A 24551-nucleotide genomic window follows, 5' to 3' on the forward strand; every position below is an offset into this window, starting at 1 on the left:
TTTCCCACAACCTTCCGGCCACATTCAGTAGGCAAAACCGCCAACTACTGAAACAATGCCCGCCTTTGACTGGCAAGTGGTACGGAGAGCGGGCGGGTGCACATTCAGGGTCACTTTGAGCTGAAGTTCGAGGCAGTGCGCGACGCCTTTGCCGCCTTGTTCAAGGATTCCCAGGAGCGTGGTGCGGCGCTGTGCATTCAGGTGGGCGGCGAGACCGTCATCGACCTGTGGGCGGGCACAGCCGACAAGGACGGGCAGCAGGCTTGGCACAGTGACACCCTTGCTAACCTGTTTTCCTGTACCAAGACCTTCACCGCAGTAACCGCGCTGCAGTTGGTCGGCGAGGGCAAGCTGGCACTGGATGCCCCTGTGGCCCGTTACTGGCCCGAGTTTGCCCAGGCTGGCAAGGAAGGCATCACGCTGCGCCATCTGCTCAGTCACCGTGCCGGCCTGCCAGCCATCCGTCATCTGCTGCCGGCCGAGGCGCTCTACGACTGGTCGTTCATGGTCGATACCCTGGCGGCCGAGGCGCCTTGGTGGACACCGGGCACTGAGCATGGCTATGCCGCCATCACCTACGGCTGGCTGATCGGCGAACTGATCCGGCGCGCCGACGGTCGCGGCCCGGGCGATTCGATCGTGGCCCGCACAGCGCGTCCTCTGGGTCTGGATTTCCATGTGGGCTTGGACGATGCCGAATTCCACCGTGTCGCGCATATCGCTCGCGGCAAGGGCAACCCCGGGGACGCCGCTGCCCAGCGCTTGCTGCAGGTGACGATGCGTGAGCCGCAGGCGCTGTCCACCCGCGCTTTCACCAATCCCCCGGCGATTCTCACCAGCACCAACAAGCCCGAATGGCGCCGTATGCAGCAACCGGCTGCCAATGGCCACGGCAATGCGCGCAGCCTGGCTGGTTTCTACGCCGGTCTGCTCGATGGCAGTCTGCTGGAATCGGAACTGCTCGACGAGTTGACCCGCGAACACAGCCTTGGCCAGGACCGGACGCTGCTGACCCAGACCCGCTTCGGCCTGGGCTGCATGCTCGACCAGCCCCAGGTCGCCAACGCCACGTTCGGGCTGGGCGCACGGGCGTTCGGTCATCCCGGCGCAGGTGGTTCGGTCGGTTTTGCCGACCCGGAGTACGACGTGGCGTTCGGCTTTGTCACCAACACCCTCGGGCCTTACGTGCTGATGGATCCGCGGGCGCAGAAACTGGTGCGGGTACTGTCCAATTGCCTTTGATCGGGTAATGCGGGTAATGCCCGATTCCTTTGACTATCCTCAATGCCAACGCCACCACGGGTGGGCAAAATCTTCTTCTAATTCATGGTGTATCGCCGATGTCTTCACACAAAACCTTAGCACTCGCCCTGTGCCTGGCCATGACCGGCTGCGCCAGCCAAACCCCGGATGGCTCCAAGAGCGCGGCCCTGAGCTGGTGGCCGTTCGGTTCGGACAAGGTCGCTGACCAGGAAGTGAAAGCGGCGGTCACCGAGAAGGTTGCGAAAGCTGACGCCAAGTCCGAGGGCGGCAGTCATTGGTGGTGGCCGTTTGGCTCGAGCGAGAAGCAGGCTGAAGCGCCAGTCGTACCGAAGATCGACCAGAAGGCCACCCAGGCCTGGCTGGATGCGTACGAACCCAAGCTGCGCGAAGCCGCCAAGGACAGCAAGCTGGAGGTGGAGCGTCGTGAAGATGTACTGGTCGTGATCCTGCCGGTCGACGGTTCGTACAACCCCGATCGACCCAATATGCTGCTTCCCGTCACGCTCGGCCCCATCACGCGTGTGGCCAAGATTGTCGAAGGCGATCCCAAGACCGCAGTGCTGGTGCTCGGCCACGCCGACACCATCGGTGTTGCCGTCGCCAACCAGAAACTCAGCCTGGAGCGCGCGGCCTCGGTATCGGCTATTTTCCGTTTGAGCGGCCTGCAGCGTGATCGCCTCAACCTCAAGGGCATGGGTGCGGTCATGCCGCGTGCAGCCAATGACAGTGTCGAGGGCCGGGCGCTGAACCGCCGTGTCGAGATGCTGCTGACCCCGCAGAACACCATGCTGGCGCTGCTCGCCAAGTATCAGCAGGCAGCTCCAGCGCCTATTGCTGCTCCGGCGGCAATGGTTGCGGCGCAAGACGCCAAAGCGCCAGTCAAGGCGGCTGCGGCCAAGCCAGCCGCCAAACCTGCGACCAAGGCCGCCGCCAAGCCTGCTGCGAAGAAGACTGCGAGCAAGGCTGCCGCCAAGCCCGCAGCTAAGAAGGCGGCTGCAAAACCCGCCGCGAAAAAGGCGACCACCACCACGGACAAGAAAGTCGCCGCCAATAGCCCTGCGAAGACCAACTGATCGTCAAGGAAACGCAGCAATGACCCAATCCCTGGCCGATATGCGGCGCGACTACACCCGTGATGGCCTGGCCGAAGACCAGGCCCCGGCCGAGCCCTTCGCCTTGTTCCACCACTGGTTCGGCGATGCGGTGAAGACCGAGCAGCCGCCAGTGGAGGCCAACGCCATGACGCTGGCCACGGTCGATGGTCAGGGGCGCCCGCATTGCCGGGTGTTGCTGCTCAAAGGGCTCGATGAGCGCGGGTTCACTTTTTTCACCAACTACGAGAGCGCCAAGGGCCAGCAACTGCTGGTCAATCCTTTTGCGGCCATGACCTTTTTCTGGCCTGCGCTGGAGCGTCAGGTGCGCATCGAGGGGCGAGTGGAAAAGGTCTCGGCGAAGGAGTCGGACGATTACTATCAGGTGCGTCCTCTGGGTAGTCGCCTGGGTGCCTGGGCGTCGCCGCAAAGCCGGGTGATCGCTGACCGTGCCGAGCTCGAAGGCTTGGTCAAGGCTACCGAAGCGCGGTTCTCCGACACTCAGCCGCACTGTCCGGAACACTGGGGCGGCTATCGTTTGCTGCCTGAGCGCATCGAATTCTGGCAAGGCCGTTCGAGCCGTTTGCACGATCGTTTGAACTACCGCTGGATCGACGGTGTGTGGCAGCGAGAGCGTCTGGCGCCTTGATCGGTGAGGGCCGTTCAGGCCCTCGTCTTCACGCAGCTTCCTTCGCGTAGGCATCGGCCTCACGCTTCAACCAGTCCGCCAGTTGCCCTCGAGCGATCTTCTGTTCTCGCGCCTGTGCCAATCGTTGCAGCATATAGGCACCTTTTGCGGCGTCCTGGCCCGCCAGTGACAGCGCCAGGTCACGGTCCATCCAGCGCCGCATACGCAGGTACAGCCAGCCGTGAAAGTACAGGCCGGCGGCGGTGGTCACCGCGACGATGAAGTAATCCATGGCTATCATTGGTCTCAGTATTCAAGCGCGGCGATGGGCTATCGCCTGTACCTGAACTGAATGAAAACAATTTAATAGCCTGGGTGTCGTGACACCCATCAATGCGCGGAGTCTAATGGACACCTGACTTATGGAGATTTCCCATGCGTAAATCCGTTCTGCTGATGGCCAGCTTCACCACCATGGCGCTGCTGCTCGGCGGTTGCCAGTCGAGCCTGACCGGCGACAGCTATTCCCGTGACGAGGCCCGCCGTGTGCAAACCGTGCGCATGGGCACCATCGAATCCCTGCGTCCGGTGAAGATCGAAGGCAGCAAGACGCCGATCGGTGGTGGCGCAGGTGCCATCGTCGGTGGTGTTGCAGGCAGCGCAGTCGGCGGCGGTCGTGGCAGCATCGTCGCTGCGGTGATTGGTGCAGTGGCCGGTGGCCTGGCGGGTTCTGCCGCCGAAGAGGGCTTGACCCGCACTCAAGGTGTCGAAATCACCGTGCGTGAAGACGACGGCAGCATGCGAGCCTATGTGCAGCAAGTGCAGCAGAACGAGATCTTCCGCGTTGGCGAGCGCGTGCGCATCATGACGGTCGATGGCACCAGTCGCGTTACCCACTGATTGCTAAGTATGAAAAACCCGACTCGGCACGGCCGGTCGGGTTTTTTTGCGCTTGGCGATCAGGGCGTGGCCGTTGCAGGATCGCGCTGGCGACTGGCTGCCGCCGTGACGGCGTAGCCGATCAACGCCGCGAAGAACGAGCCGGTCAGAATGCCCATTCGATCCTCGCCCGCATATTCGCTCACCCCTGAAGGGAAGGCCAGGGATCCGACGAACAGGCTCATTGTGAATCCGATCCCGCACAAGATGGCTACACCGAAAACCTGGCCCCAATTGGCGCCTGCTGGCAGCGAAGCCAGGCGCAGCTTTATGGCGACCCAAGTAAGGCCGAACACACCGACCGTTTTGCCCAGCACCAGGCCGATGGCTACGCCCAGCGGCACGGAGTGGATGAAGCTCTGAGCCGTTACACCGACCAGCGAAACCCCGGCGTTGGCGAAGGCGAACAAGGGTAGGATCGCATAGGCCACCCAAGGGTGCAGCGCATGTTCCAGCGTGATCAGCGGCGAGGCGGTTTTGTCGTCGCGGCCCCGTAGCGGGATGAACATCGCCAACATGACGCCCGCAAGCGTGGCATGGATGCCGCTTTTCAGCACGCAGACCCACAGCACCAGGCCGACGATCAGGTAGGGTGCCAAGCGTTTGACCCCCAGCCGATTCATCCCCAGCAGTACTAGCAGACACGCGCCTGCCAGGCTCAGCGCCAGACTCGAAAGGGCGCCGGAATAGAACAGGGCGATGATGATGATCGCGCCCAGGTCATCGATGATTGCCAGCGTCATCAGGAACAGTTTCAGCGACACAGGTACGCGCTTGCCGAGCAGTGCCAGCACGCCGAGGGCGAAGGCGATATCGGTCGCCGTGGGGATTGCCCAACCCGCCAACGTGGCAGGGTTGTCGCGGTTGATGAACCAGTAGATCAAGGCGGGCACCAGCATGCCGCCGACGGCTGCGGTCGCTGGAAGAATGATTTGCGATGGCTTGGACAGCTGGCCCTGGAAGACTTCTCGCTTGACCTCCAGGCCGATCAGCAGGAAGAACAGTGCCATGAGGCCATCGTTGATCCACAGCAGCAGGGGCTTGGCGATAAGCAGGTCGCTGATCTGCACGGCCACCGGCAGGTCGAGAAAACTGACGTACCACGGCGAGAGTGAAGAGTTGTTGACGATCAGGGCAATGACCGCTGCAGTGATCAGCAGCAGGCCGCTGGCGGATTCCAGCTGAAGGAAGCGATTGATAAGACTGCGCACGGATGAACGGCTCCACGACTTGGGCGAACAGGGGATACACCCTAGCGTGCAGCGTTATGCTTTAGAATAAAATTTATATTCTTTTTTGTTATAACGTGTTGCCGTTCGGGTAGGGGAAGGCTAGAGGTCTTAAAGGCTGAGTGCTGAGCGAAAAGTCTCTGCGTGGCGTCGAAAGTTCCGAAAATTGGCTACAGCCCCGGGGGCGACGTTGCCCCCAGGACAGCGCGATCAGGCGTCGATACCCAGCATGCTTCTGGCCACCGCTTCGGCAATGCGAATGCCGTCCACACCGGCCGAAAGAATACCGCCGGCATAGCCTGCGCCCTCACCGGCAGGGAACAGCCCTTTGAGGTTCAGGCTCTGGTAGTCCTGCCCGCGGGTAATGCGCAGTGGCGAGGATGTGCGCGTTTCGATGCCCGTGAGTACCGCGTCGTGCAGGTTGTAGCCTTTGATCTGCCGGTCGAACGCTGGCAGTGCCTCGCGGATCGCTTCGATGGCGAACGCGGGTAGGCTAGGCGCCAGGTCGCCGAGGGTGATGCCCGGCTTATAGGAGGGCTCCACGCTACCCAAGGCGGTGGACGCACGCCCGGCGACGAAGTCGCCCACCAGCTGCGCAGGCGCCTGGTAGTTGCTGCCGCCCAGCACGTACGCGTGTGCCTCCAGACGCTCCTGCAACTCGATACCGGCCAGTGGACCCCCTGGGTAGTCCCGCTCCGGATCAATGCCCACGACGATGCCCGAGTTGGCATTACGCTCGTTGCGCGAATACTGGCTCATGCCATTGGTGACCACCCGGCCTGGCTCGCTGGTGGCGGCCACTACCGTGCCTCCCGGGCACATGCAGAAGCTGTACACCGATCGGCCGTTGCTGGCGTGGTAGACCAGTTTGTAGTCCGCCGCGCCCAGTTTCGGGTGTCCGGCATATTTGCCCAGGCGCGCTTTGTCGATCAGCGATTGCGGATGCTCGATGCGAAAGCCTACCGAGAACGGCTTGGCTTCCATGAACACACCCTTGGCGTGCAGCATGCGGAAGGTGTCGCGGGCGCTATGTCCCAACGCCAGCACCACATGTCGCGAGTGCAGTTGCTCGCCGCTTTCCAGCACGACCCCCGTGAGTTGCTCTCCCTCGGTCAGCAGGTCAGTGACTTTTTCCTGGAAACGGATCTCACCGCCCAGGGCAATGATTTCCTCTCGCATCTTTTCGACCATGCTGGTCAGACGGAACGTACCGATGTGCGGCTTGTTGATGTAGAGGATTTCCTCCGGCGCGCCGGCCTTGACGAACTCGTCGAGCACCTTGCGGCCGTGATGCTGGGGATCCTTGATCTGGCTGTACAGCTTGCCATCGGAGAACGTACCGGCGCCGCCTTCGCCGAACTGCACGTTGGACTCGGGGTTGAGCACGCTTTTGCGCCACAGGCCCCAGGTGTCCTTGGTGCGTTGGCGCACTTCCTTGCCGCGCTCCAGCACGATCGGCCTGAAGCCCATCTGCGCCAGCAGCAGGCCGGCGAAGATACCGCAGGGGCCGAAGCCGACTACCAGCGGACGCTCGGCCAGTTCGGCAGGCGCATGGCCGACGAATTTGTACGTGACATCCGGCGCCACACCGACATTGCGATCGTCGACGAAGCGGCGCAGCACTTCGTCTTCGTTGCTGGTTTCCAGGTCGATGGTATAGATGAACAGCAACTCACTGTTCTTCTTGCGCGCATCGTAGCTGCGCTTGAACAGGTTGAAGCTCAGCAGTTGATCGTCACGGATGCCCAGGCGCTGGACGATGGCCTCGCGCAGGGCCTCGTCGGGATGGTCCAAGGGCAGCTTCAGTTCGGTGATTCGTAGCATGGCACGTCCAGTATCGCGGCCATGGGCGGCCGGCGGCTTTAAACAAACCGCCAAGTATAAGCTGTTCGCCGCCTCGACTGGCAGGATAAAAGTGTCCGGCGATCACTTGTCCCGCGCACCACCGTAGTAGGCGCAGCCTTGCAGGGTCTGGCCGTCGATGCGCAGTTCGGCGCGCAGGTGACGCATGGCGCCCGTACCCCGTTCGACGCAGCGTTGCGGCGCCACCCACAGTTCGACACGCTGACCGTTGGCTTCGCTGGACAGACTCAAACCACCACCGGGCATCTGCTCTTCGAGGAACGGCAATGGCAGCGGATCCTTGCCTGCGCGGTTGATCACCATACCTTTGCCGCTGGCCTTGATGTCCCAGTCGGGCTCATGCCCGCCGGCGCGTAGCGTCAATTGCTTGAAGTTCGGGTCTTCGCAGGCGTTGGCCGACGCTTCTACGCGGTACAGCCGAGTCACCTCCAACTGCCCATCGCTGTTGGCAGCGCGACTGCCGGCCAGACGCCCGCGAACATCGGCGAACAATGTGGCTTTTGGCCCGCCGGCCAGGTTGGCCGCCTCCTGAAGAATGCCGGTGCCGGCCGCGTCCTTGACCACGAAGTGGCGCGCTTCGCTGCAGGGTTTGAACAGCAGTTGACCGTCGGCCGCGCTCAATTCGCCCTGCAAGCGTGTGCTGCCGACGTTGGGATCGCTCGGTTGCTCGGCGAACATCTGGCAGCCGGCGAACAGCGGCAGCATGGCAGCGAGCAGAAGAGGGGAGGTGAAGCGCATCGGGTGGACTCCGGGGTCGCGTGGGTCGAGGGAGCTCACGTTACCCAGCGTAGGTCCGGTCCACAAGAGGGGGGCAGGAGCGACGAAGCGCCACTCCTGTCGCGCGAGCATCAGCCGCCGAGGTAGGCGTCGCGCACTTTCGGATCGGTCAACAAGGCTTCGCCTGTGCCTTGCATCACGACCTTGCCGTTTTCCAGCACATAGGCGCGGTCGGCGATCTTCAGGGCCTGATTGGCATTCTGCTCCACCAGGAACACCGTTACGCCATCGCGGCGCAGTTGCTCGATGATGTCGAAGATCTGCTGAATGATGATCGGCGCCAGGCCCAGCGACGGCTCATCGAGCAGCAGCAGCTTGGGCTTGCTCATCAACGCCCGACCGATGGCGAGCATCTGCTGCTCGCCGCCGGACATGGTGCCACCACGCTGGTTGAAGCGCTCCTTCAGGCGCGGGAACAGGGCCAGGACCTTGTCCATCTGGGCTTGATAGTCGCCCTTGTCGGTGAAGAAACCGCCCATGGCCAGGTTTTCCTCGACCGTCAGACGGGCGAACACGCGACGGCCTTCGGGTACGACCGCGATGCTCTTGCGCATGATATGCGAGGAGGGCTGGCCCACCAGTTCTTCGCCCAGGTAGCGGATACTGCCGCTATGCGCCTGCGGCGAGCCGCACAGGGTCATCAGCAACGTCGACTTGCCCGCGCCGTTGGCACCGATCAGGGTGACGATCTCACCCTGGTTGATCTCCACATTGACGCTGTGCAGCGCCTGGATCTTGCCGTAGAAGGTGGAAACGTTCTCGAACTTCAGCATTTACGCTTCCCCCAGGTAGGCCTTGATCACATCAGGGTTGGCCCGGATCTGCTCCGGTGTGCCATCGGCCAGGGGCGTACCCTGGTTGATCACCACGATATGGTCGGAAATGCTCATCACCAGTTTCATGTCGTGCTCGATCAGCAGTACGGTCACGTCATGGGACTCGCGCAGATACCCGATCAAGGCCTTGAGGTCTTCGGTTTCCTTGGGGTTCAGGCCAGCGGCCGGTTCATCGAGCATGATGATACGCGGCCGGGTCATCATGCAGCGGGCGATTTCCAGGCGGCGTTGCTGACCATAGGCCAAGGTGCCAGCGGTGCGGTTGGCGAACTCGGTCAGGTTGACCTTGTCCAGCCAGTACTGGGCGCGCTCCATGGCTTCCTTCTCGCTGCGGCGGAAACCCGGCGTCTTGAACAGCCCGGCGAAGAAGTTGGTATTCAGGTGGCGGTGCTGGGCGATCAGCAGGTTTTCCAGCGCGGTCATTTCCTTGAACAGGCGAACGTTCTGGAAAGTGCGCACCACGCCTTTGCGGGCGATCTGATGTCCGGCCAGGCCCTGAATGGGCTGGCCATCGAGCAGGATAGTGCCGCCGCTGGGCTTGTAGAAGCCGGTCAGGCAGTTGAACACGGTGGTCTTGCCGGCACCATTCGGACCGATCAAGGCCACCACCTGTTTTTCCTTGACGGTCAGGCCCACGCCATTGACCGCCAATAAGCCACCGAAGCGCATGCTCAGGCCGCTGACTTGCAGAATTTCGCGGCTCATCGACGCAGCTCCATATGAGGACGTTGCATGGGCAGCAGGCCCTGCGGACGCCAGATCATCATCAACACCATCAGCGCACCGAACATCAGCATCCGATACTCGCTGAACTCGCGCATCAACTCAGGCAACAGGATCATCACGATGGCCGCGAGAATTACGCCCAACTGAGAACCCATGCCGCCGAGCACGACGATGGCGAGGATGATCGCTGACTCGATGAAGGTGAATGACTCCGGTGTCACCAGGCCCTGGCGCGCGGCGAAGAAACTGCCGGCGAAACCGGCGAAGCTGGCGCCGAGAGTGAAGGCGGAGAGCTTGATGATGGTCGGGTTCAGGCCCAGCGCACGGCAGGCGATCTCGTCTTCGCGCAGCGCTTCCCATGCTCGTCCGATGGGCATGCGCAGCAGGCGGTTGATCACGAACAATGCGAGCAATGCCAATACCAGCGCTACCAGGTAGAGGAAGATGACCTTGTTGATCGAGTTGTATTCCAGACCGAAGAACTCGTGGAAGGTCTGCATCCCCTCGGCGGCGCGGCGCTCGAAGGTCAGGCCGAAGAAGGTCGGCTTCTCGATGCCGCTGATGCCGTTGGGCCCGCCGGTCCAGTCGGTGAGGTTGCGCAGGAACAGGCGAATGATCTCGCCGAAGCCCAGCGTGACGATCGCCAGGTAGTCGCCGCGCAGGCGCAATACCGGGAAACCGAGCAGGAAGCCAAAGGTCGCGGCCATCAGGCCGGCGATCGGCAGGCACACCCAGAAGCTCCAGCCCAAGTAATGCGAGAGCATGGCGTAGCTATAGGCGCCGACGGCATAGAAACCGACGTAACCCAGGTCGAGCAGACCGGCCAGGCCCACCACGATGTTCAGCCCTAAGCCCAGCAGAACGTAGATCAGGATCAACGTGGCGATATCGACCGCCCCCCGTGAGCCGAAGAACGGCCATACCAGTGCAACCGCGATCAGCCCAAGGATGACCCATCGCTGGGTCTTGGGCAGGGTCAGGAAGTTGCTCACCGAAGGCGGAATCAGTTTGCGTTCGGTGCGGCTACCCATGACCGCGCTCCACTGCCGGTCGAACAGCACACGCAGGAACATCAGCAGCGAACACGCGGCGATCACGGCGAGGGTGAATTCGCCCTGGCTGTGCACGACTAGGTTGATGCCGTCGATGCTCAGTTTCAGGCCCAGCACCGGGAAGGCCACGGCCCAGACCAGCAAGGCGCTGAACAGCGCCTGTTTGAGATTTCTGTTCATACTTTTTCAACCTCCGGACGGCCCAGGATGCCGGTCGGCCGGAACAACAGGACAAGAACCAACAAGCCGAACGCCACGACGTCCTTGTATTGGTCGCCGAAGATGTCTGCGCCGAACGCTTCGGCCACACCCAGCACCAGCCCGCCGAGCATGGCCCCCGGGATGCTGCCGATGCCGCCCAGTACTGCTGCGGTGAACGCCTTCAGCCCCACGAGGAAGCCGGCGTTGGGGTTGATCACCCCGTACTGCATGCTCAGCAGCACGGCTGCGACAGCCGCCAGTGCGGCGCCGATGACGAAGGTCAGGGCGATGATGTTGTTGGTGTTAATGCCCAGCAGGTTGGCCATCTTGATGTCCTCGGCACAGGCGCGACAGGCGCGGCCCAGGCGGGAGCGGGAGATGAACAGCGTCAGGCAGGTCATCGCCACCAAGGTGACCACGAACACCAGGATCTGCATATAGGACACCAGCACTTCTTCCGCGCCGCCCGGACCGAAGGAGAAGGCTCCCGGAATCAGGTTGGGGATGGATTTGTCCTTGGAGTCCTGCGACAGGAGCACGGTGTTCTGCAGGAAAATGGACATGCCGATCGCGGAAATCAGCGGGATCAGGCGATTGCTGTTGCGCAGCGGACGGTACGCCACCCGCTCGATGCTGTAGCCATAGGCGCTGGTGACGCAGATGGTGGCGACGAAGGCCACGGTCATCAGGATCGGCAGCGAGTGAATGCCCATCATGGCCAGCCCGGCAAGGGCGATGAAGGCCACGTAGGATCCGATCATGTAGACCTCGCCGTGGGCGAAGTTGATCATCCCGATGATGCCGTACACCATCGTGTAACCGATGGCGATCAAGGCATAGGTGCTGCCGATGGTCAATCCATTAACCAGTTGTTGGAAGAAATGGTAGATCTCAGGCATTACAGCGCTCCTAAAAACCTGATGTGCATTTCGCTGGCCGGGGTAACGGCCAGGAAACCGCGGGTGACGGTTTTAAGATTTTCAGGTGAGTCCGCCCCCGGATCGCGGGAGTCGGGCCCATGAACCTCGTAAAACAAAGCCCACTGCTCGCACAGTGGGCTTCTACGGTCAGCTATTTAGTCACGCGTATTACTGAGGGGAGACTTCGGTCTTCGGCTTGCCGAAGTGCCATTCGTAGACCACGAACTTGAAGTCTTTCAGGTCGCCCTTGGCATCGAAGGACAGGGTGCCGGTTGGGGTCTTGAAGGAGCCAGCGTGGAGCGCATCAGCCACCTTGGTGGTGTCTTCGGACTTGGCAGCCTTGATGCCTTCGGCGATCAGCTCCACGGCCGAGTAGGCCGGGAACACGAACGGACCGCTCGGGTCTTTGCCGTCGGCCTTGATGGCGTCGACGATGGCCTTGTTCTCTGGATCGGCGTCGAACGACTTCGGCAGGGTCACCAGCAGGCCTTCGGAAGCGCCTTGGGCGATCTGCGAGATGGAGTCGTTGCCGACACCTTCCGGACCCATGAACTTGGCTTTCAGGCCTTTTTCCTGAGCTTGGCGCAGGATCAGACCCAGTTCTGGGTGGTAGCCACCGTAGTAGACGAAGTCGACGTTGTTCTGCTTGAGCTTCTGAATGATCGAGGAGAAGTCTTTGTCGCCCGCGTTGAGGCCTTCGAAGACGGCGACCTTGACGCCTTTCTTCTCGAGGGTCTGTTTGACCGCGGTGGCGATGCCCTCACCGTACTGTTGCTTGTCGTGCAGCACTGCAACGACCTTGGGCTTGACGTGATCGGCGATGTAGTTGCCGGCCGCTGGACCCTGGGCGCTGTCCAGACCGATGGTACGGAAGATCAGCTTGTAACCGCGGGCGGTGATCTCCGGAGACGTGGCAGCAGGGGTGATCATGATCACGCCTTCGTCTTCGTAGATGTCCGACGCGGGCTGAGTGGAGCTGGAGCACAGATGGCCGATGACGAACTTGACGCCGTCGTTGACCACTTTGTTGGCGACGGCCACGGCCTGTTTAGGGTCGCACGCGTCGTCGTATTCCTTGGCCTCGAGCATCTTGCCATCGACGCCACCCTTGGCGTTGATGTCCTTGATAGCCTGGTTGGCGCCGATGAACTGCATGTCGCCGTACTGGGTCACAGGGCCCGTCTTGGGACCGGCGATACCGATCTTGATGGTGTCGGCGGCCATCGAATGGCTGGCTACCCCGGCCAGAACCATTGCGGCGAACAGCTTGGAAATCTTGATCATAGTGCTCCACTCATTCTGTTGTAATTCTTAGAGTCCTGGCGGCCAGGGCTACAGACCGGGCGAGATTCGCGGCACGCTCGTGCCATGTCGCGAGCCCACCTTCCCCCGGAACATGTCCCGGAACTGTACCGGTACAGTGTAGAGCGCTCTCCGAGCGCTTGAAAAGCGGGCGAAAAGTCCCTGTTCTGCGGGTTGTCGCATGCTCGACATGAAAATACAGATAAGCGCCATCAAAATGCCTGTATTTTCTGGTTTTCTGGAGGAGGCCAATACCTGTCGAGCAAATTACTTATTTGAAACTTGGGTTTTTCTGCAAAAATGCGGGCTTTTTACTTGGCCATGCCATTGGCAGGAATCCCCATGACTGATCACACAAGCACCCTCTATGCCAAATTGCTCGGCGAGACGGCGATTATCGAATGGAGCGCCTTGGAGCGTTTTTGGGCCAAGGGTGACCTGATTTGGGTCGACCCCACCTTGGACTTGATCGCCGTGGCCCAAGCCATGGCAGAAAACCGCAGTGATCTCGTTGCTGCGTGGCGTGAGCAGGGCGCTGTCGCGGCGGTCGATGCAGAGCAGGCGCTAGACATGCAGACGCGCAATCCGCAGATCTGGGCCGTGGTGGTCTCACCGTTCATCCTCATCCAAGTGAAGTCAGCGAAAAACGACTGATCTATTCTGGTGCGGCTGGATGTAAATCGGCACCTTTATGGTGCTTGCGCGGGTTGCGTTACAGTAGCTGTCGGTAACAAAAGAGGTTCGAAGGCGCCGTTGCGGTAACAGTTTACGCCCTGCGTAATGCCGGCCCGGCCTTTCGTCTATATCGAATATGTCTGGAGTCGTCCATGAGCACAGCCATGCCAACCCTCGGATTTGCCGGAATCGGCTTGATGGGACTGCCGATGTGCCATCGGCTACTCGCCGCAGGCTATTCGTTGACGGTATGGAATCGCAGCGCGCACAAGTGCGCGGAGTTGGTCGCTGCAGGAGCTCGACTGGCCGAAAGTCCGGCAGCGCTGTGCCGTGACAGCGATGTGGTGATGCTGTGTCTGGCCGACACGGCGGTTGTGCGCGAAGTGGTGTTCGCAGAGCAGGGGGTGGCCTGCGGTGCAAAGCCAGGTCAGTTGCTGGTCGATTTGTCCAGCCTGGAGCCCGGCGCCACCCGTGAAATGGCCGCCGCACTGGCGGCGCGTTGTGGCATGGCCTGGCTTGACGCTCCAGTGTCCGGCGGCACTGCGGGTGCACAAGCCGGAACCTTGGCGATCATGGTCGGTGGCGAGGCGGCCGACTTGGCGCGCGTGCGCGCAGTGCTGCTCACCCTCGGGCAACGCGTCACGCACATGGGCGGCGTGGGGGCCGGCCAGGTGACCAAGGCCTGTAATCAGATGATCGTCGCCTGCAATGCCCTGGTGATCGCCGAGGCGGTGGCGCTGGCTGAACGCTCCGGGGTCGATGCCAGCCTCATCGCCCAAGCCTTGGCCGGCGGTTTTGCCGATTCGCGACCCTTGCAGATACTCGCGCCACAAATGGCGCAGAGCCAGTATTCGCCGGTCAAATGGCATGTACGCACCTTGCTCAAGGATCTCGATACGGCAGTGAAGCTGTCCCGCGAACAAGGCTCGGCGACACCGATCACCGGCCTCGCCGCGCAATTGATGCGCCTGCACGGCGGCCAGGGGCATCTGCAGGACGACCCTGCAACCCTGGTCGAGCTGTTTCGCACTCGCCCATGACCGTGCTGTCCATGCGATCCAGCCGCTCCAGCACGGCCGGTAACTCGCTCAGTGCCACGGGGCGACTGAGCAGGAAGCCCTGAGCGAAGTCGCAGCCCTGGGTCGCCAGGAAGGCCAGTTGCTCATCGGTCTCCACGCCCTCGGTCACCACCTGCAAGTGCAAGGTGTGCGCCATGATCAGAATCGCCTGGACGATCTCGCGGTCCTGCTGGCTACCCGGTACGTCCTGGATGAACGAACGGTCGATCTTCAATACATCCAGCGGTAGGCGCTTGAGGTAGGCGAGCGACGAATAGCCGGTGCCGAAATCGTCGATCGACAGTCCCACGCCCTGGCCACGGATGCGCTTGAGCAGATTGATGGTACGGTGAATGTCGCCCATCAGCGCATTTTCCGTGACCTCCAGTTCCAGTTGGCGGGCAGCCAGTCCGGCCTGCAACAAGGCCATCTCGACATCGCTGGCCAGTTCCTCGCGGCCAAGGGTGACTGCCGAGCAATTGACCGTGACCTTCAGGTGTCCATAGCCACGACGGGTGAGGTCGGCCAGGTCCTGGCAGGCGCGCTGCAGCACCCACTGGTCGAGCTCGGCGATCAGTCCGTTGGCCTCGGCGATGGCGATGAAACGGTCAGGGCCGATCAGGCCCTGTTGCGGATGGTGCCAGCGCACCAGTGCTTCGAGCTTGGCCACGCGGGCATCGTGCAGATCGAAGATCGGCTGGTAGTACACGCACAGCCCGCGTTCCTCGAGCAATGCCACGCGCAGTTCTTCCTCAAGCTGCAGTTCGAGAGTGGCCCGGGTCTTCAAGCTGCTGTTGAAGAAGTTCAGGTTGTTGCGCCCGCCATCCTTGGATTGATAAAGCGCCAGATCGGCATTTTTCAGCAGTTCCTCAGCACTGCGGCCATCATCCGGGAAAATGCTGATGCCGATGCTGGTAGTCATGACCATGCGCCGCCCACCCAGGTCGATGGGCTCCTTCATGCGCTGCATGATCCGCTGGCCGAGTTTGCGCGCTTCGTCACGGTTGTGCAGGCTAGTGACGATGCAGAACTCGTCGCCGCCAAAGCGTGCCACTAAGTCCTGACTGCGGGTCGCTGCCCGGATATGGGCGGCGATCACTTTGAGCAACTCGTCGCCGGCGGCGTGGCCGAGGCTGTCGTTGATGCGCTTGAAGTGATCGATGTCGAGAAACATCACTGCCAGCAGGCTTTCTGTGACCGCGTGCTCGGCCAGGCGCTCGGCAAAGACCTGGTTGAAGCCCCTGCGATTGACCAGATTGGTCAAGGCGTCGTAGTGAGCGGCCTGCTGCAGCGAAACCCGGGCCTGGTCGAGTTGACTGAGCAGCACATTCACCCTGCGCAGGTCGTGCTCCTTGCTCTGCAGCTTCTTGTCGGCCAGTGCTGCGCTGATGCTGCTGGCGCTGATCAGCAGGGTGATGAAACCGATGCTCAGGCCCAGTTGCAAGCTGTTGTCGGCTGAGGGCAGTTGGGCAGGGTCGCCCTCGGCAATCACCAGCGACAGTGCGGCCATTCCCGTGTAGTGGGTGAAGACGATGCCTGCCGCCATGATCAGGGCTGCCCCATACTTCATCGCCAGGTGCCGCGTACCACTGCCGCTGCCCAGGTAGCGAGTGACCCACACCGCCACCAGGCTGGTGACCACGGCAATACCCAGCGAGGCCACCACCAGCGGGGTCTGATAGTACTGTCGGGCGCTGGTCTGCAGGGCCGCCATGCCGACGTAGTGCATGATGCCGATACCCAAACCAATGGCCAGTGCCGTCTGGAGGTAATGGATCGGTTGCATGTGCAACCGATCCAGTTGGTTCATTGCCAGCCAGGCGGCGATCAAGGCTATAAGCAAGGAAAGCGCCGTCAGCGTCATGTCGTAATGCACTTCCAGCGGTGGCTGGTAGGCCAGCAGGCTAATGAAGTGCATGGCCCATATGCCGCTGGCCAGACAGCAGGCGCCCAGGCCTTTCCATTGGCGACGCGCGCGTGGCTCCTCGCTGTGGATCTGTCGATCAGCCATGTCCAGGGTGGCGAAACAGGCTGCGCCGGCGACCACATAGGCGAGCACGACAAGGAAAGGGTTGTGATGACAGTCGAGGACAACCTGTCCGTGCGCCGGCAGCTCGGCGAATAGTTGAAGTCCCAGCCACTCCATTGCCTGTCTCTTCGTCGAGTACGCAGGGGTCCTCTGCGCTCATGGAGAAGACCATCGAGCCGTGAGTATAGGAAAGGTGCTGACCGCGTTCCTGATTGATGGCGATTTGATTTCAATTATTTGGGCATTTGCCATATAGCCGATCGCTATATGTCAGCCTGAGCAGCAGATTGGAGACGATTCCAGGCTATCGGTCGATGGTGGAGGAACGGTCAAAATGCAAGGTGACCAACCTGGCCTCATCATCCTTGTCGAACCGCACGCTCACGCCGTACACGTCGTGCAGCAGGCGCGTGGCGTCGAGGTACTCATCCTTGACCACGGAACTGCCACGACCGGCGGAACTGCGCGTCATGCCCACATTGATCAGCACTCGTGCGTAAGGGTCATCGGTATCTGGGACGTAGCGATGAGCCACTTCAGCGTCGTGACCGATAATGTCGTAGCGCGTGACGCTGTCTACCGCGTTGAGGTAGTGCCTGGAGGTGAGTACGTAAGCCTTGTTCGAGGAGTAGTCGACCGTGCCGTCGAGGTAGGGGTTGTCGCGGTTGTCGTTGAACGTCACTTCACCCTTGGCGAGGGCGATCAGATACTTCAGGTCTTCGGCTTGGCAGAAAAAGTGTCCTGTTTTTTCGCTGATAGCCGTACGCCCTGCGCTCAGCCACAGAGGCGAATAACGCTTGCCGCCCATTTCCACAGCCAGTTGGTAGTTGCGCAATACCCGTTCTTCCTGGAACAGGCCGTAGTACCCCGCTACCAGGCAGCCAATGGCCAGCAGCGTTGCAATGACCAACAGTTTGGCAAAGGTCCTGAACATCTTCATTCCACGATGGACGGGCGGCGAGGCGTCCCCTCGCCAGCTTGGCCGAGGGGAGCGCGGTACGGATGTCAGCCGGCGACCAGCACGCGAATCGCTTCCAGGCGCAGAGCGGCCTTGTCGAGCATTGCCAGACCCTGCTCGCGCTGCAGGCGCAGCGCATCGATCTCGCTGTCACGCACGCTCGGGTTGACCGCCTTGAGCGCGGTCAGGCGTGCCAGCTCCTCGTCGGCCTCGGCACTCAGGCGGCGTTGCGCTTCGGCGACGCGCTCGTCGTGCACCGGCAGTACCTTGGCTTCTCCAGCGGCGATGCGCTTGGCCAGCACCTCGCGCTGGGCCTGGATGAACTTGTTGGCGCTGGCCCTGGGCACGCTTTCGAGCTGGTCGTTGAGTGTTTCGAAGGCCACCCGCGCCGCCAGGTCATTGCCGTTGGCATCGAGCAGACAGCGCAGCGCCGCCGAAGGCAAGTAGCGGCCCAACTGCAGGCTGCGTGGCGCCACCACCTCGCTGACGTACAGCAGTTCGAGCAGCACGGTACCGGGCTTGAGCGCCTTGTTCTTGATCAGCGCTACCGCGGTGTTGCCCATCGAGCCGGACAGCACCAGGTCCATGCCGCCCTGCACCATGGGGTGCTCCCAGGTGAGGAACTGCATGTCCTCGCGCGACAGTGCCTGGCCGCGGTCGTAGGTGATGGTCACCCCTTCGTCGTCGCCCAGTGGGAAGCTGGCATCGAGCATCTTTTCGCTGGGCTTGAGGACCAACGCGTTCTCGGAATGGTCCTCGCTGTCGATGCCGAAAGCGTCGAACAAGGTTTCCATGTAGATGGGCAGGGCGAACTGGTCGTCCTGCTCGAGAATGGCTTCGACCAGTGCCTCGCCTTCGCCGGCGCCACCGGAGTTGAGCTCCAGCAGGCGGTCGCGCCCCGTGTGCAGCTCGGCTTCCAGGCGCTCGCGCTCGGCGCGGGCCTCAGCGACCAAGGCGTTCCAGGCGCTGCTGTCATTGGCGGCCAGTAACGTCAACAGGCGCGGGCCGAACTGGTGCTGCAAGGCGTTGCCGGTCGGACAGGTATTGAGGAAGGCGTTCAGGCCTTCCTGGTACCACTGGAACAGGCGTTCCTGAGGACTGTCCTGCAGGTACGGGATGTGCAATTGGATGGTATGCAGTTGACCGATCCGGTCCAGGCGACCGATGCGTTGTTCGAGCAGGTCCGGGTGGGCTGGCAGGTCGAACATCACCAGGTGGTGAGCGAACTGGAAGTTGCGGCCCTCACTGCCGATTTCCGAGCAGATCAAGACTTGGGCACCGAATTCCTCGTCGGCGAAATAGGCCGCTGCGCGGTCGCGCTCGAGAATGCTCATGCCTTCGTGGAACACCGTGGCCGGAATACCGGAGCGCACGCGCAGGGCGTCTTCCAGGTCCATGGCGGTTTCGGCATGGGCGCAGATCACCAGCACCTTGGTGCGCTTGAGCATTTTCAGGGTGTCGATCAACCAGTCGACTCGCGGATCGAAACGCCACCAGCGCTCGTCCTCACCCCCCTCGCCCTGGGCCTGGAACGCCACTTCCGGGTACAGCTCGGCGCGCTCGCCGGCCGGCAGCTCGCTGTACTGTAGGGGATTGGCCAGCGGGTAGGGGTGCAGTTGACGCTCAGGGAAGCCTTGGATCGCCGCGCGAGTGTTGCGGAACAACACGCGACCGGTGCCGTGACGGTCGAGCAGTTCGCGGATCAGCCGCGCGCTGGCCTGGGTGTCGCCATCGGCCACGGCTGCCAGCAGGGCTTCGCCTTCGGCGCCGAGGAAATTGTGGATGGTGGCATGGGCCTTGGGCGACAGGCGGCCTTCGTCGAGCAGTTCCTGAACCGCCTCGGCCACCGGACGATAATGTTCGCTCTCGGCGCGGAACGCGGCCAAGTCGTGGAAGCGGTTGGGGTCGAGCAGGCGCAGACGCGCGAAGTGGCTGTCCTGACCCAGTTGCTCGGGAGTGGCGGTGAGTAACAATACGCCGGGAATGACTTCGGCCAGTTGCTCGACCAGCGCATACTCGGCGCTGGCCTGCTCCTCATGCCACACCAGGTGGTGGGCTTCGTCGACCACCATCAGGTCCCAGCCCGCCGCGAACAGCGCATCCTGAGCCTTCTCGTCGTCGACCAGCCACTCCAGTGCCACCAGCGCAAGCTGGGCGTCTTCGAACGGGTTGCTGGCATCGCTTTCGATGAAACGCTCGGCATCGAACAGCGCCACCTGCAAGTTGAAGCGTCGGCGCATTTCCACCAGCCACTGGTGCTGCAGGTTCTCCGGCACCAGGATCAGCACGCGGCTGGCTCGGCCGGACAGCAGTTGGCGATGGATCACCAGGCCGGCTTCGATGGTCTTGCCCAGGCCGACTTCGTCGGCCAGCAACACACGCGGTGCGATACGGTCGGCCACTTCGCGGGCGATATGCAATTGGTGGGCGATCGGCTGGGCGCGGCAGCCGCCCAGGCCCCAGAGCGGGGAGAGCAACTGCTTGCTGTTGTGCTGCAGAGTGTTGTAACGCAGCGAGAACCACGACAGCGGGTCGATCTGGCCGGCGAACAAGCGGTCGCTGGCCAGACGGAACTGAATGAAGTTCGACAGTTGCGTTTCCGGCAAGGTACGGGGCTGGTTCTGCCCGTCCAGACCGTGATACACCAGCAGGCCATCGACATCATCGACCTCTTGCACGGTGAGCTTCCAGCCGTCGAAATGGGTGATCTGGTCACCGGGCGAAAAGCGCACGCGGGTCAGCGGTGCGTTGCGCAGGGCGTACTGACGGGTATCGCCCGTGGCCGGATAAAGCACGGTCAGCAGGCGGCCATCCTGCGCCAGGATGGTTCCCAGGCCGAGCTCCGCTTCGCTGTCGCTGATCCAGCGTTGCCCCGGTTGATACTGCTGCGCCATACTGCCGAACTCCCGCGATGAAAAAAACGGCCCATCTTAACGGATCGCCCGGGCGGACCAAAGCGTTCAGCCACTTCATCGACGAATCCTGTCTTGCCGACGAGGGCCGTGCGCCAACATGCCTGTCACCCACCGCTGGTTGAATCTTTCCCTGGCCTTGGGCAGCCTGGCCCTGGTCGCTGCCTGCGAGCAGAAGAAGAGTTTCGAAATCCTGGCCCCGTTGCCGGTCGACCAGATCCAGGCGCTGGACGTGCAGTCGCCACTCAAGAGCGTTCATTTCCGCGACCGTGAGGGCGAGGGGCTGCTGGTACTGAGTCGGCTGGACGGCCAGGCCGTCGAGCCGGGCAGCGAGCAAGAAGTGGACAAGGTGGTGCTCAAGGCCACGCTGTATGGCCGTGACAACGACCGTGAGGCGTTCAAGCCGCGTTGGCAGATCGATCAGCAGACCACCTGTCCGGGGCTCGACCTGGACGTCGACTTCTACACCGATGTCAGCGATGTCACGGACCTGGACAATAACGGTGTCGCCGAAGTCACCGTGGCCAGCCACGCGTTCTGCGGCGGTGGCATCGACCCGCACGACATCACCATCGAGATGCATCAGGGCCAGGCGGTCTACGGTATCCACGGTCAGTCGCTGATCAGCCCCGCAGGCGAAGAGCCGATCGGCGGCGAGCGCGAAGACAGTGCCTCGCTCAAGGATGCGCCGCCCGTGCTGCGTGAGCACCTGGATGCGGTCTGGCAGCAGGTCTATAAACGTCCCTGGAGCGACGCTAGCGGCCCGGTCGACGATGATTCCGATGACGAAAGCGAGTAAGCGCGGTCTACACTCCACACGCGACCTGTGACAGGCCGCACAAACCTGTGTAGCTGCGCTCAAGGCGATTGCCAGTTGGCCGATAAAGGGGCTACAGGAGAACCGACCCATGCTGCTGCCTATCGTACCGCTCAGTGCTGCCCCCGTGACCTCGCAACACGACCCGGTCAAGCCGACGCCGGACATTCCTCCGGTGGTGCCGGCTCAGCCTGCCTCCAGTGATGGCACCATCGACCTGCGGCATCAGCGCGATCCCGAGGAGCAGGCCTACCTGCTGCGCGAAGAACAGCGCCGTCAGCAGCAGCGTCGTGAGCAGCGCCGCCAGGACGACCAGACCGATCTCTACAGTGCCATGCCAGGCGATGAACTCAACGCCGACAATACCGTGCCGGTCGCGCCGCTGGGTGAGCGCCCCCGGCAAGGCCTGCTGGTTGATATCGAGATCTGAAGACACCTGCGTGCAGTGTCTGTCTTGAAACCCGCTGCTTCCAGCCCCCATCATGGACACATCCGCTGTCATCCGAGCCTGCCCATGAGCCAAGACAACCTCATCGACTTCGGCGCCGAGCGCGCCAAACGCATTCACGACATCAAGGACAAGCGCCTCGACGACATGCGCCAGGCCTTCGAGCAGGCCATGCCCCTGGCTCCGGCCAAAAAGAAGAAGAGCAAAGGCAAGCCCAAGAAGCGCTGAAAACTGATGCAGGTCAACCCTGCACCCCCTCCTGTGCCCGGTCCCGGGCAGCATTGACCCCGATCAATTTTCCCTGCCGTCGCTTTGGTTACCTTGGCCACATCGGACAACGGCAACGGGCAGGGAGGCCGACATGTTTTTCGACAACGTGGTGATCGCCGGTGTGGTGACGGTCGGATTGATGGTGGTGTTCTTTGCCGGTCTAGGGATTTTCATCTGGAAGGATGCGAACAAGCGCAAGTAGCGCTGATCCTTCCCGATCTACGAGCACGCAAGGCATTTAGGGCGACTTCGGTCGCCCATTTTTTTATCCATTGCTTAGATGCTTAGCTAGCTAATTGTTTGGTTACACTTTACTCTTGCCGCTGTTGTCTATCGTTCACTCAACAGTCTGTGCAAGGTCCGCTTCGTGCCCATCACCTTTCAGGCCCTGTTCGCGCCCACCGGCCTGGCGCTGAAGTTTGCCGTCAAGACCCTCCTGGGAGGAGGGCTGGCGCTGTGGCTGGCGCTGCGCTGGGGGCTCGAGCAACCCGCGTGGGCGTTGATGACGGCATTCATCGTCGCCCAGCCGCTGTCGGGCATGGTGGTGCAGAAGGGTCTGGCGCGACTGGCTGGCACGCTGGTCGGTACCTTCATGTCAGTGGTGTTCATAGGGCTGTTCGCTCAGACGCCATGGCTATTCCTGTTGGCCTTGGCCCTGTGGCTGGCGTTGTGCACCGCCGCCTCGACCCAACTGCGCAGCGCCTGGGCGTATGCATTCGTGCTGGCCGGATACACCGTGGCGATCATTGCCCTCCCAGCGATCGATCATCCCCTCCAGGTGTTCGACCAGGCCGTGGCGCGCTGCACCGAGATCTGCCTGGGCATCGTCTGCGCCACACTCAGCAGTGCGCTGGTCTGGCCGCTGCGTGTCGAACAGCAGTTGGGCGACCAGGCACGGCAGGCGTGGCGCAGTGGACTGCAGACCGCCAGCGTGATGTTGGGCGGCGAGGATGAAGCACGCAAAGGCTTGCTGGACATCCTTGGTCGGGTGGTGGCCATCGATGCGCAGCGCGAGCATGCATGGTTCGAAGGCGCACGAGGACGGCAGCGCGCCAGGGCGATCCGTGGCTTGAGCCAGAAACTGATGGTGTTGCTTCGCCTCTCGCGTTCGGTCCGCCGCCAGTGGCGCCAGCTCGATTCGCCGCAGGCTGCACGATTGGCGCCCTGGCTAGAGGAGGTGCGCAGGCAGCTGGCGAGTCCGGAGCTGGCCAGTCTGCTGCTGTTGCGCCAGCGCATTTGGGATGCGGCCCAGGACGAGGCGATCAGCTCGGCGGAACACTTCTGCCTGGCGCGCCTGGCCCTGCTGCTGGACTTCGCCATGGCTGCCACCCAAGCCTTGCTGGATATGGAACAAGGGCGCACGCCCAAGGATGTCTCCCAGGGGCTCGCCGCTCACCGTGACCTGACCCTGGCGCTGCTTTTTGGCTCACGCAGTGCGCTGGCCTTTCTGGTGATGAGCAGCTTCTGGCTGGCAACGGCCTGGCCTTCGGCGCCGGGTGGTCTGGTGCTGACCTGTGTGGTCTGCAGCTTGTTCGCCAGTCGTGAGAACGGGGCCCAGATTGGCCTGAGTTTCCTGCGCGGCATTCTGCTGGCGATTCCCACAGCATTTTTCGTCGGGCAGATCCTGTTGCCGCAATGGAGCAGTTTTGCCCTGCTGGCCCTGGCCATGGGCGTGCCGCTGTTCTTCGCTGCGCTGGGTATGGCACATCCGCGCACCGGACCCACGGCCACCGCGTTCTGCCTGCATTTCATCGTGCTGGTCGGGCCTGCCAACGTCATGCACTACGACGTGGCGACGTTGCTCAACAGTGCCCTGGCCATGCTGGTCGGTGTGTCGGCGGCGGTGCTGGCCTTTCGTCTGGTGGTGTTGCGTCATCCGAGGTGGTTGGGGCGGCGGTTGCGTTCTGCTACCCAGAGCGATCTGGTGCGCTTGACCCACCGTGACCTGCGCGGCGCCGACAGTTGGTTCGGCGGACGCATGGCCGATCGTCTGATGCAACTGGCGCGTCATGCCAGTGAGCTGCCGGAGGTCGAGCGCAAGCGCTGGGACGATGGCCTGCTGGGGCTGGATATCGGCGATGAGCTGGTGCACCTGCGCATGTGCCTGGCGGTGGCCCAGGCACCCTTGGCCGGCGCCGAGCGCCAGTATTTGCAGCAGTTGGAGGCGGTGCTGGCCAGTGGTCCGGCACCGGGTCGTGGGCAGCGCCTGGATGCGCCTAGCGAAGTCTTCATCGAAGCCTTGCGTGGCCAACCGTCGAGTGATCCCTTGCGCCTGGCTATCGGGGCAGTGGCGCAATTGCAGAAGAGCTGGCACCAGTGGTGCCGCTGGCAGGAGGAGATTCATGGGCTTGCGTGAATGGGCGTTGGGTGGCGTGCTGCTCAGTCCGTTTCTGATCTACGTGTTGCTGGCGCTGGCGCTTACCGGCGCACTACGCCTGCTGGTTCAGGTCACCTCGCTGGGGCGTTGGATCTGGCATGAAGCATTGTTCGATGCGGCACTGTTCGTCTGCGTGCTGTCGTTGCTGGTACATCTGTTAGGACCTTTGTAAGGAGTCAA

General features: G+C 62.2%; 24 protein-coding genes. 12 read left to right on the top strand and 12 right to left on the bottom strand.

Annotation, left to right across the window (positions count from 1 at the left end; translation table 11 throughout):
• Window positions 1–96: 96 nt before the first annotated feature.
• The 3 genes from Q6A47_RS08920 (at window position 97) to pdxH (ending at window position 3003) form a co-directional block, all read left to right on the top strand.
• Window positions 97–1242 carry a serine hydrolase domain-containing protein gene (locus tag Q6A47_RS08920; protein WP_304484040.1) on the top strand — a complete coding sequence of 382 codons (1146 nt, stop codon included), beginning with the start codon at window positions 97–99 and terminating at the stop codon, window positions 1240–1242.
• A 98-nt stretch (window positions 1243–1340) separates the two neighbouring features.
• On the top strand, window positions 1341–2336 hold the full coding sequence (locus Q6A47_RS08925; protein WP_304484042.1) for an OmpA family protein: 996 nt from the start codon (window positions 1341–1343) through the stop codon (window positions 2334–2336).
• Window positions 2337–2355: 19 nt separating this feature from the next.
• Window positions 2356–3003, top strand: coding sequence for a pyridoxamine 5'-phosphate oxidase (pdxH, locus tag Q6A47_RS08930; RefSeq protein WP_304484043.1), 648 nt, complete (start codon window positions 2356–2358; stop codon window positions 3001–3003).
• 28 nt (window positions 3004–3031) lie between these two features.
• Here the strand turns inward: pdxH and Q6A47_RS08935 are convergent, their stop codons facing one another.
• Entirely contained in the window at window positions 3032–3274 is a 243-nt protein-coding gene (locus Q6A47_RS08935; protein ID WP_304484045.1) for a hypothetical protein, read from the bottom strand.
• Window positions 3275–3417: 143 nt separating this feature from the next.
• On the opposite strand from Q6A47_RS08935, the gene Q6A47_RS08940 reads away from it, so the two are divergent.
• Complete coding sequence (locus Q6A47_RS08940; RefSeq protein ID WP_029613212.1) at window positions 3418–3882, top strand: outer membrane lipoprotein; 465 nt, start codon at window positions 3418–3420, stop codon at window positions 3880–3882.
• Window positions 3883–3941: 59 nt separating this feature from the next.
• Here the strand turns inward: Q6A47_RS08940 and nhaA are convergent, their stop codons facing one another.
• From nhaA to Q6A47_RS08980, 8 genes are all read right to left on the bottom strand, one after another.
• Window positions 3942–5132: a Na+/H+ antiporter NhaA gene (nhaA, locus tag Q6A47_RS08945; protein WP_304484048.1), complete on the bottom strand. Its 1191-nt coding sequence runs from the start codon at window positions 5130–5132 to the stop codon at window positions 3942–3944.
• Between the two features lie 228 nt (window positions 5133–5360).
• Window positions 5361–6974 carry an NAD(P)/FAD-dependent oxidoreductase gene (locus Q6A47_RS08950; RefSeq protein ID WP_304484049.1) on the bottom strand — a complete coding sequence of 538 codons (1614 nt, stop codon included), beginning with the start codon at window positions 6972–6974 and terminating at the stop codon, window positions 5361–5363.
• Window positions 6975–7076: 102 nt separating this feature from the next.
• The gene (locus Q6A47_RS08955) at window positions 7077–7751 is read right to left on the bottom strand and encodes a COG3650 family protein (RefSeq protein ID WP_029613209.1); all 675 of its coding nucleotides are present in this window, start codon (window positions 7749–7751) and stop codon (window positions 7077–7079) included.
• Window positions 7752–7861: 110 nt separating this feature from the next.
• A complete protein-coding gene (locus Q6A47_RS08960; protein ID WP_029613208.1) occupies window positions 7862–8563 on the bottom strand; it encodes an ABC transporter ATP-binding protein in 702 nt (233 codons plus the stop codon).
• On the bottom strand, window positions 8564–9331 hold the full coding sequence (gene livG, locus Q6A47_RS08965) for a high-affinity branched-chain amino acid ABC transporter ATP-binding protein LivG (protein ID WP_029613207.1): 768 nt from the start codon (window positions 9329–9331) through the stop codon (window positions 8564–8566).
• Window positions 9328–10584, bottom strand: coding sequence for a high-affinity branched-chain amino acid ABC transporter permease LivM (locus tag Q6A47_RS08970; protein ID WP_029613206.1), 1257 nt, complete (start codon window positions 10582–10584; stop codon window positions 9328–9330). The genes livG and Q6A47_RS08970 overlap by 4 nt, the downstream gene beginning before the upstream one ends.
• On the bottom strand, window positions 10581–11504 hold the full coding sequence (gene livH, locus Q6A47_RS08975) for a high-affinity branched-chain amino acid ABC transporter permease LivH (protein WP_039575990.1): 924 nt from the start codon (window positions 11502–11504) through the stop codon (window positions 10581–10583). Before livH ends, Q6A47_RS08970 begins: the two co-directional genes overlap by 4 nt.
• A 189-nt stretch (window positions 11505–11693) precedes the next feature.
• The gene (locus tag Q6A47_RS08980) at window positions 11694–12809 is read right to left on the bottom strand and encodes a branched-chain amino acid ABC transporter substrate-binding protein (protein WP_295481366.1); all 1116 of its coding nucleotides are present in this window, start codon (window positions 12807–12809) and stop codon (window positions 11694–11696) included.
• A 360-nt stretch (window positions 12810–13169) separates the two neighbouring features.
• On the opposite strand from Q6A47_RS08980, the gene Q6A47_RS08985 reads away from it, so the two are divergent.
• Window positions 13170–13481, top strand: a complete 312-nt coding sequence (locus Q6A47_RS08985) for a DUF2288 domain-containing protein (protein ID WP_039575994.1) — start codon at window positions 13170–13172, stop codon at window positions 13479–13481.
• A 173-nt stretch (window positions 13482–13654) separates the two neighbouring features.
• The gene (locus Q6A47_RS08990) at window positions 13655–14542 is read left to right on the top strand and encodes an NAD(P)-dependent oxidoreductase (RefSeq protein ID WP_304484052.1); all 888 of its coding nucleotides are present in this window, start codon (window positions 13655–13657) and stop codon (window positions 14540–14542) included.
• Here Q6A47_RS08990 and Q6A47_RS08995 read toward each other — a convergent pair.
• The 3 genes from Q6A47_RS08995 to rapA all read right to left on the bottom strand — a co-directional run bounded on the left by Q6A47_RS08995 (window position 14442) and on the right by rapA (window position 20441).
• A complete protein-coding gene (locus Q6A47_RS08995; protein WP_304484054.1) occupies window positions 14442–16706 on the bottom strand; it encodes a putative bifunctional diguanylate cyclase/phosphodiesterase in 2265 nt (754 codons plus the stop codon). The genes Q6A47_RS08990 and Q6A47_RS08995 overlap by 101 nt on opposite strands.
• A gap of 187 nt (window positions 16707–16893) precedes the next feature.
• Window positions 16894–17523: a hypothetical protein gene (locus Q6A47_RS09000; protein ID WP_304484055.1), complete on the bottom strand. Its 630-nt coding sequence runs from the start codon at window positions 17521–17523 to the stop codon at window positions 16894–16896.
• A 71-nt stretch (window positions 17524–17594) separates the two neighbouring features.
• Window positions 17595–20441, bottom strand: a complete 2847-nt coding sequence (rapA, locus tag Q6A47_RS09005) for an RNA polymerase-associated protein RapA (protein ID WP_304484056.1) — start codon at window positions 20439–20441, stop codon at window positions 17595–17597.
• A 118-nt stretch (window positions 20442–20559) separates the two neighbouring features.
• Here rapA and Q6A47_RS09010 point away from each other — a divergent pair, with 118 nt between their 5' ends.
• The 6 genes from Q6A47_RS09010 to Q6A47_RS09035 all read left to right on the top strand — a co-directional run bounded on the left by Q6A47_RS09010 (window position 20560) and on the right by Q6A47_RS09035 (window position 24543).
• Window positions 20560–21258, top strand: a complete 699-nt coding sequence (locus tag Q6A47_RS09010) for a M949_RS01915 family surface polysaccharide biosynthesis protein (protein ID WP_029613200.1) — start codon at window positions 20560–20562, stop codon at window positions 21256–21258.
• Between the two features lie 109 nt (window positions 21259–21367).
• Window positions 21368–21706, top strand: a complete 339-nt coding sequence (locus tag Q6A47_RS09015; protein ID WP_039576006.1) for a hypothetical protein — start codon at window positions 21368–21370, stop codon at window positions 21704–21706.
• 84 nt (window positions 21707–21790) lie between these two features.
• Window positions 21791–21952 (top strand): hypothetical protein, encoded by a 162-nt coding sequence (locus Q6A47_RS09020; RefSeq protein WP_162889493.1) that lies wholly within the window; start codon window positions 21791–21793, stop codon window positions 21950–21952.
• 133 nt (window positions 21953–22085) lie between these two features.
• Window positions 22086–22196 carry a cytochrome c oxidase subunit CcoM gene (ccoM, locus tag Q6A47_RS09025; protein ID WP_029613199.1) on the top strand — a complete coding sequence of 37 codons (111 nt, stop codon included), beginning with the start codon at window positions 22086–22088 and terminating at the stop codon, window positions 22194–22196.
• Between the two features lie 165 nt (window positions 22197–22361).
• Window positions 22362–24350, top strand: a complete 1989-nt coding sequence (locus Q6A47_RS09030) for an FUSC family protein (RefSeq protein ID WP_304484059.1) — start codon at window positions 22362–22364, stop codon at window positions 24348–24350.
• A complete protein-coding gene (locus Q6A47_RS09035) occupies window positions 24337–24543 on the top strand; it encodes a DUF1656 domain-containing protein (RefSeq protein WP_029613197.1) in 207 nt (68 codons plus the stop codon). The genes Q6A47_RS09030 and Q6A47_RS09035 overlap by 14 nt, the downstream gene beginning before the upstream one ends.
• Window positions 24544–24551: the final 8 nt, after the last annotated feature.

Source organism: Pseudomonas boreofloridensis (assembly GCF_030580795.1).
Taxonomy (GTDB): domain Bacteria; phylum Pseudomonadota; class Gammaproteobacteria; order Pseudomonadales; family Pseudomonadaceae; genus Aquipseudomonas; species Aquipseudomonas boreofloridensis.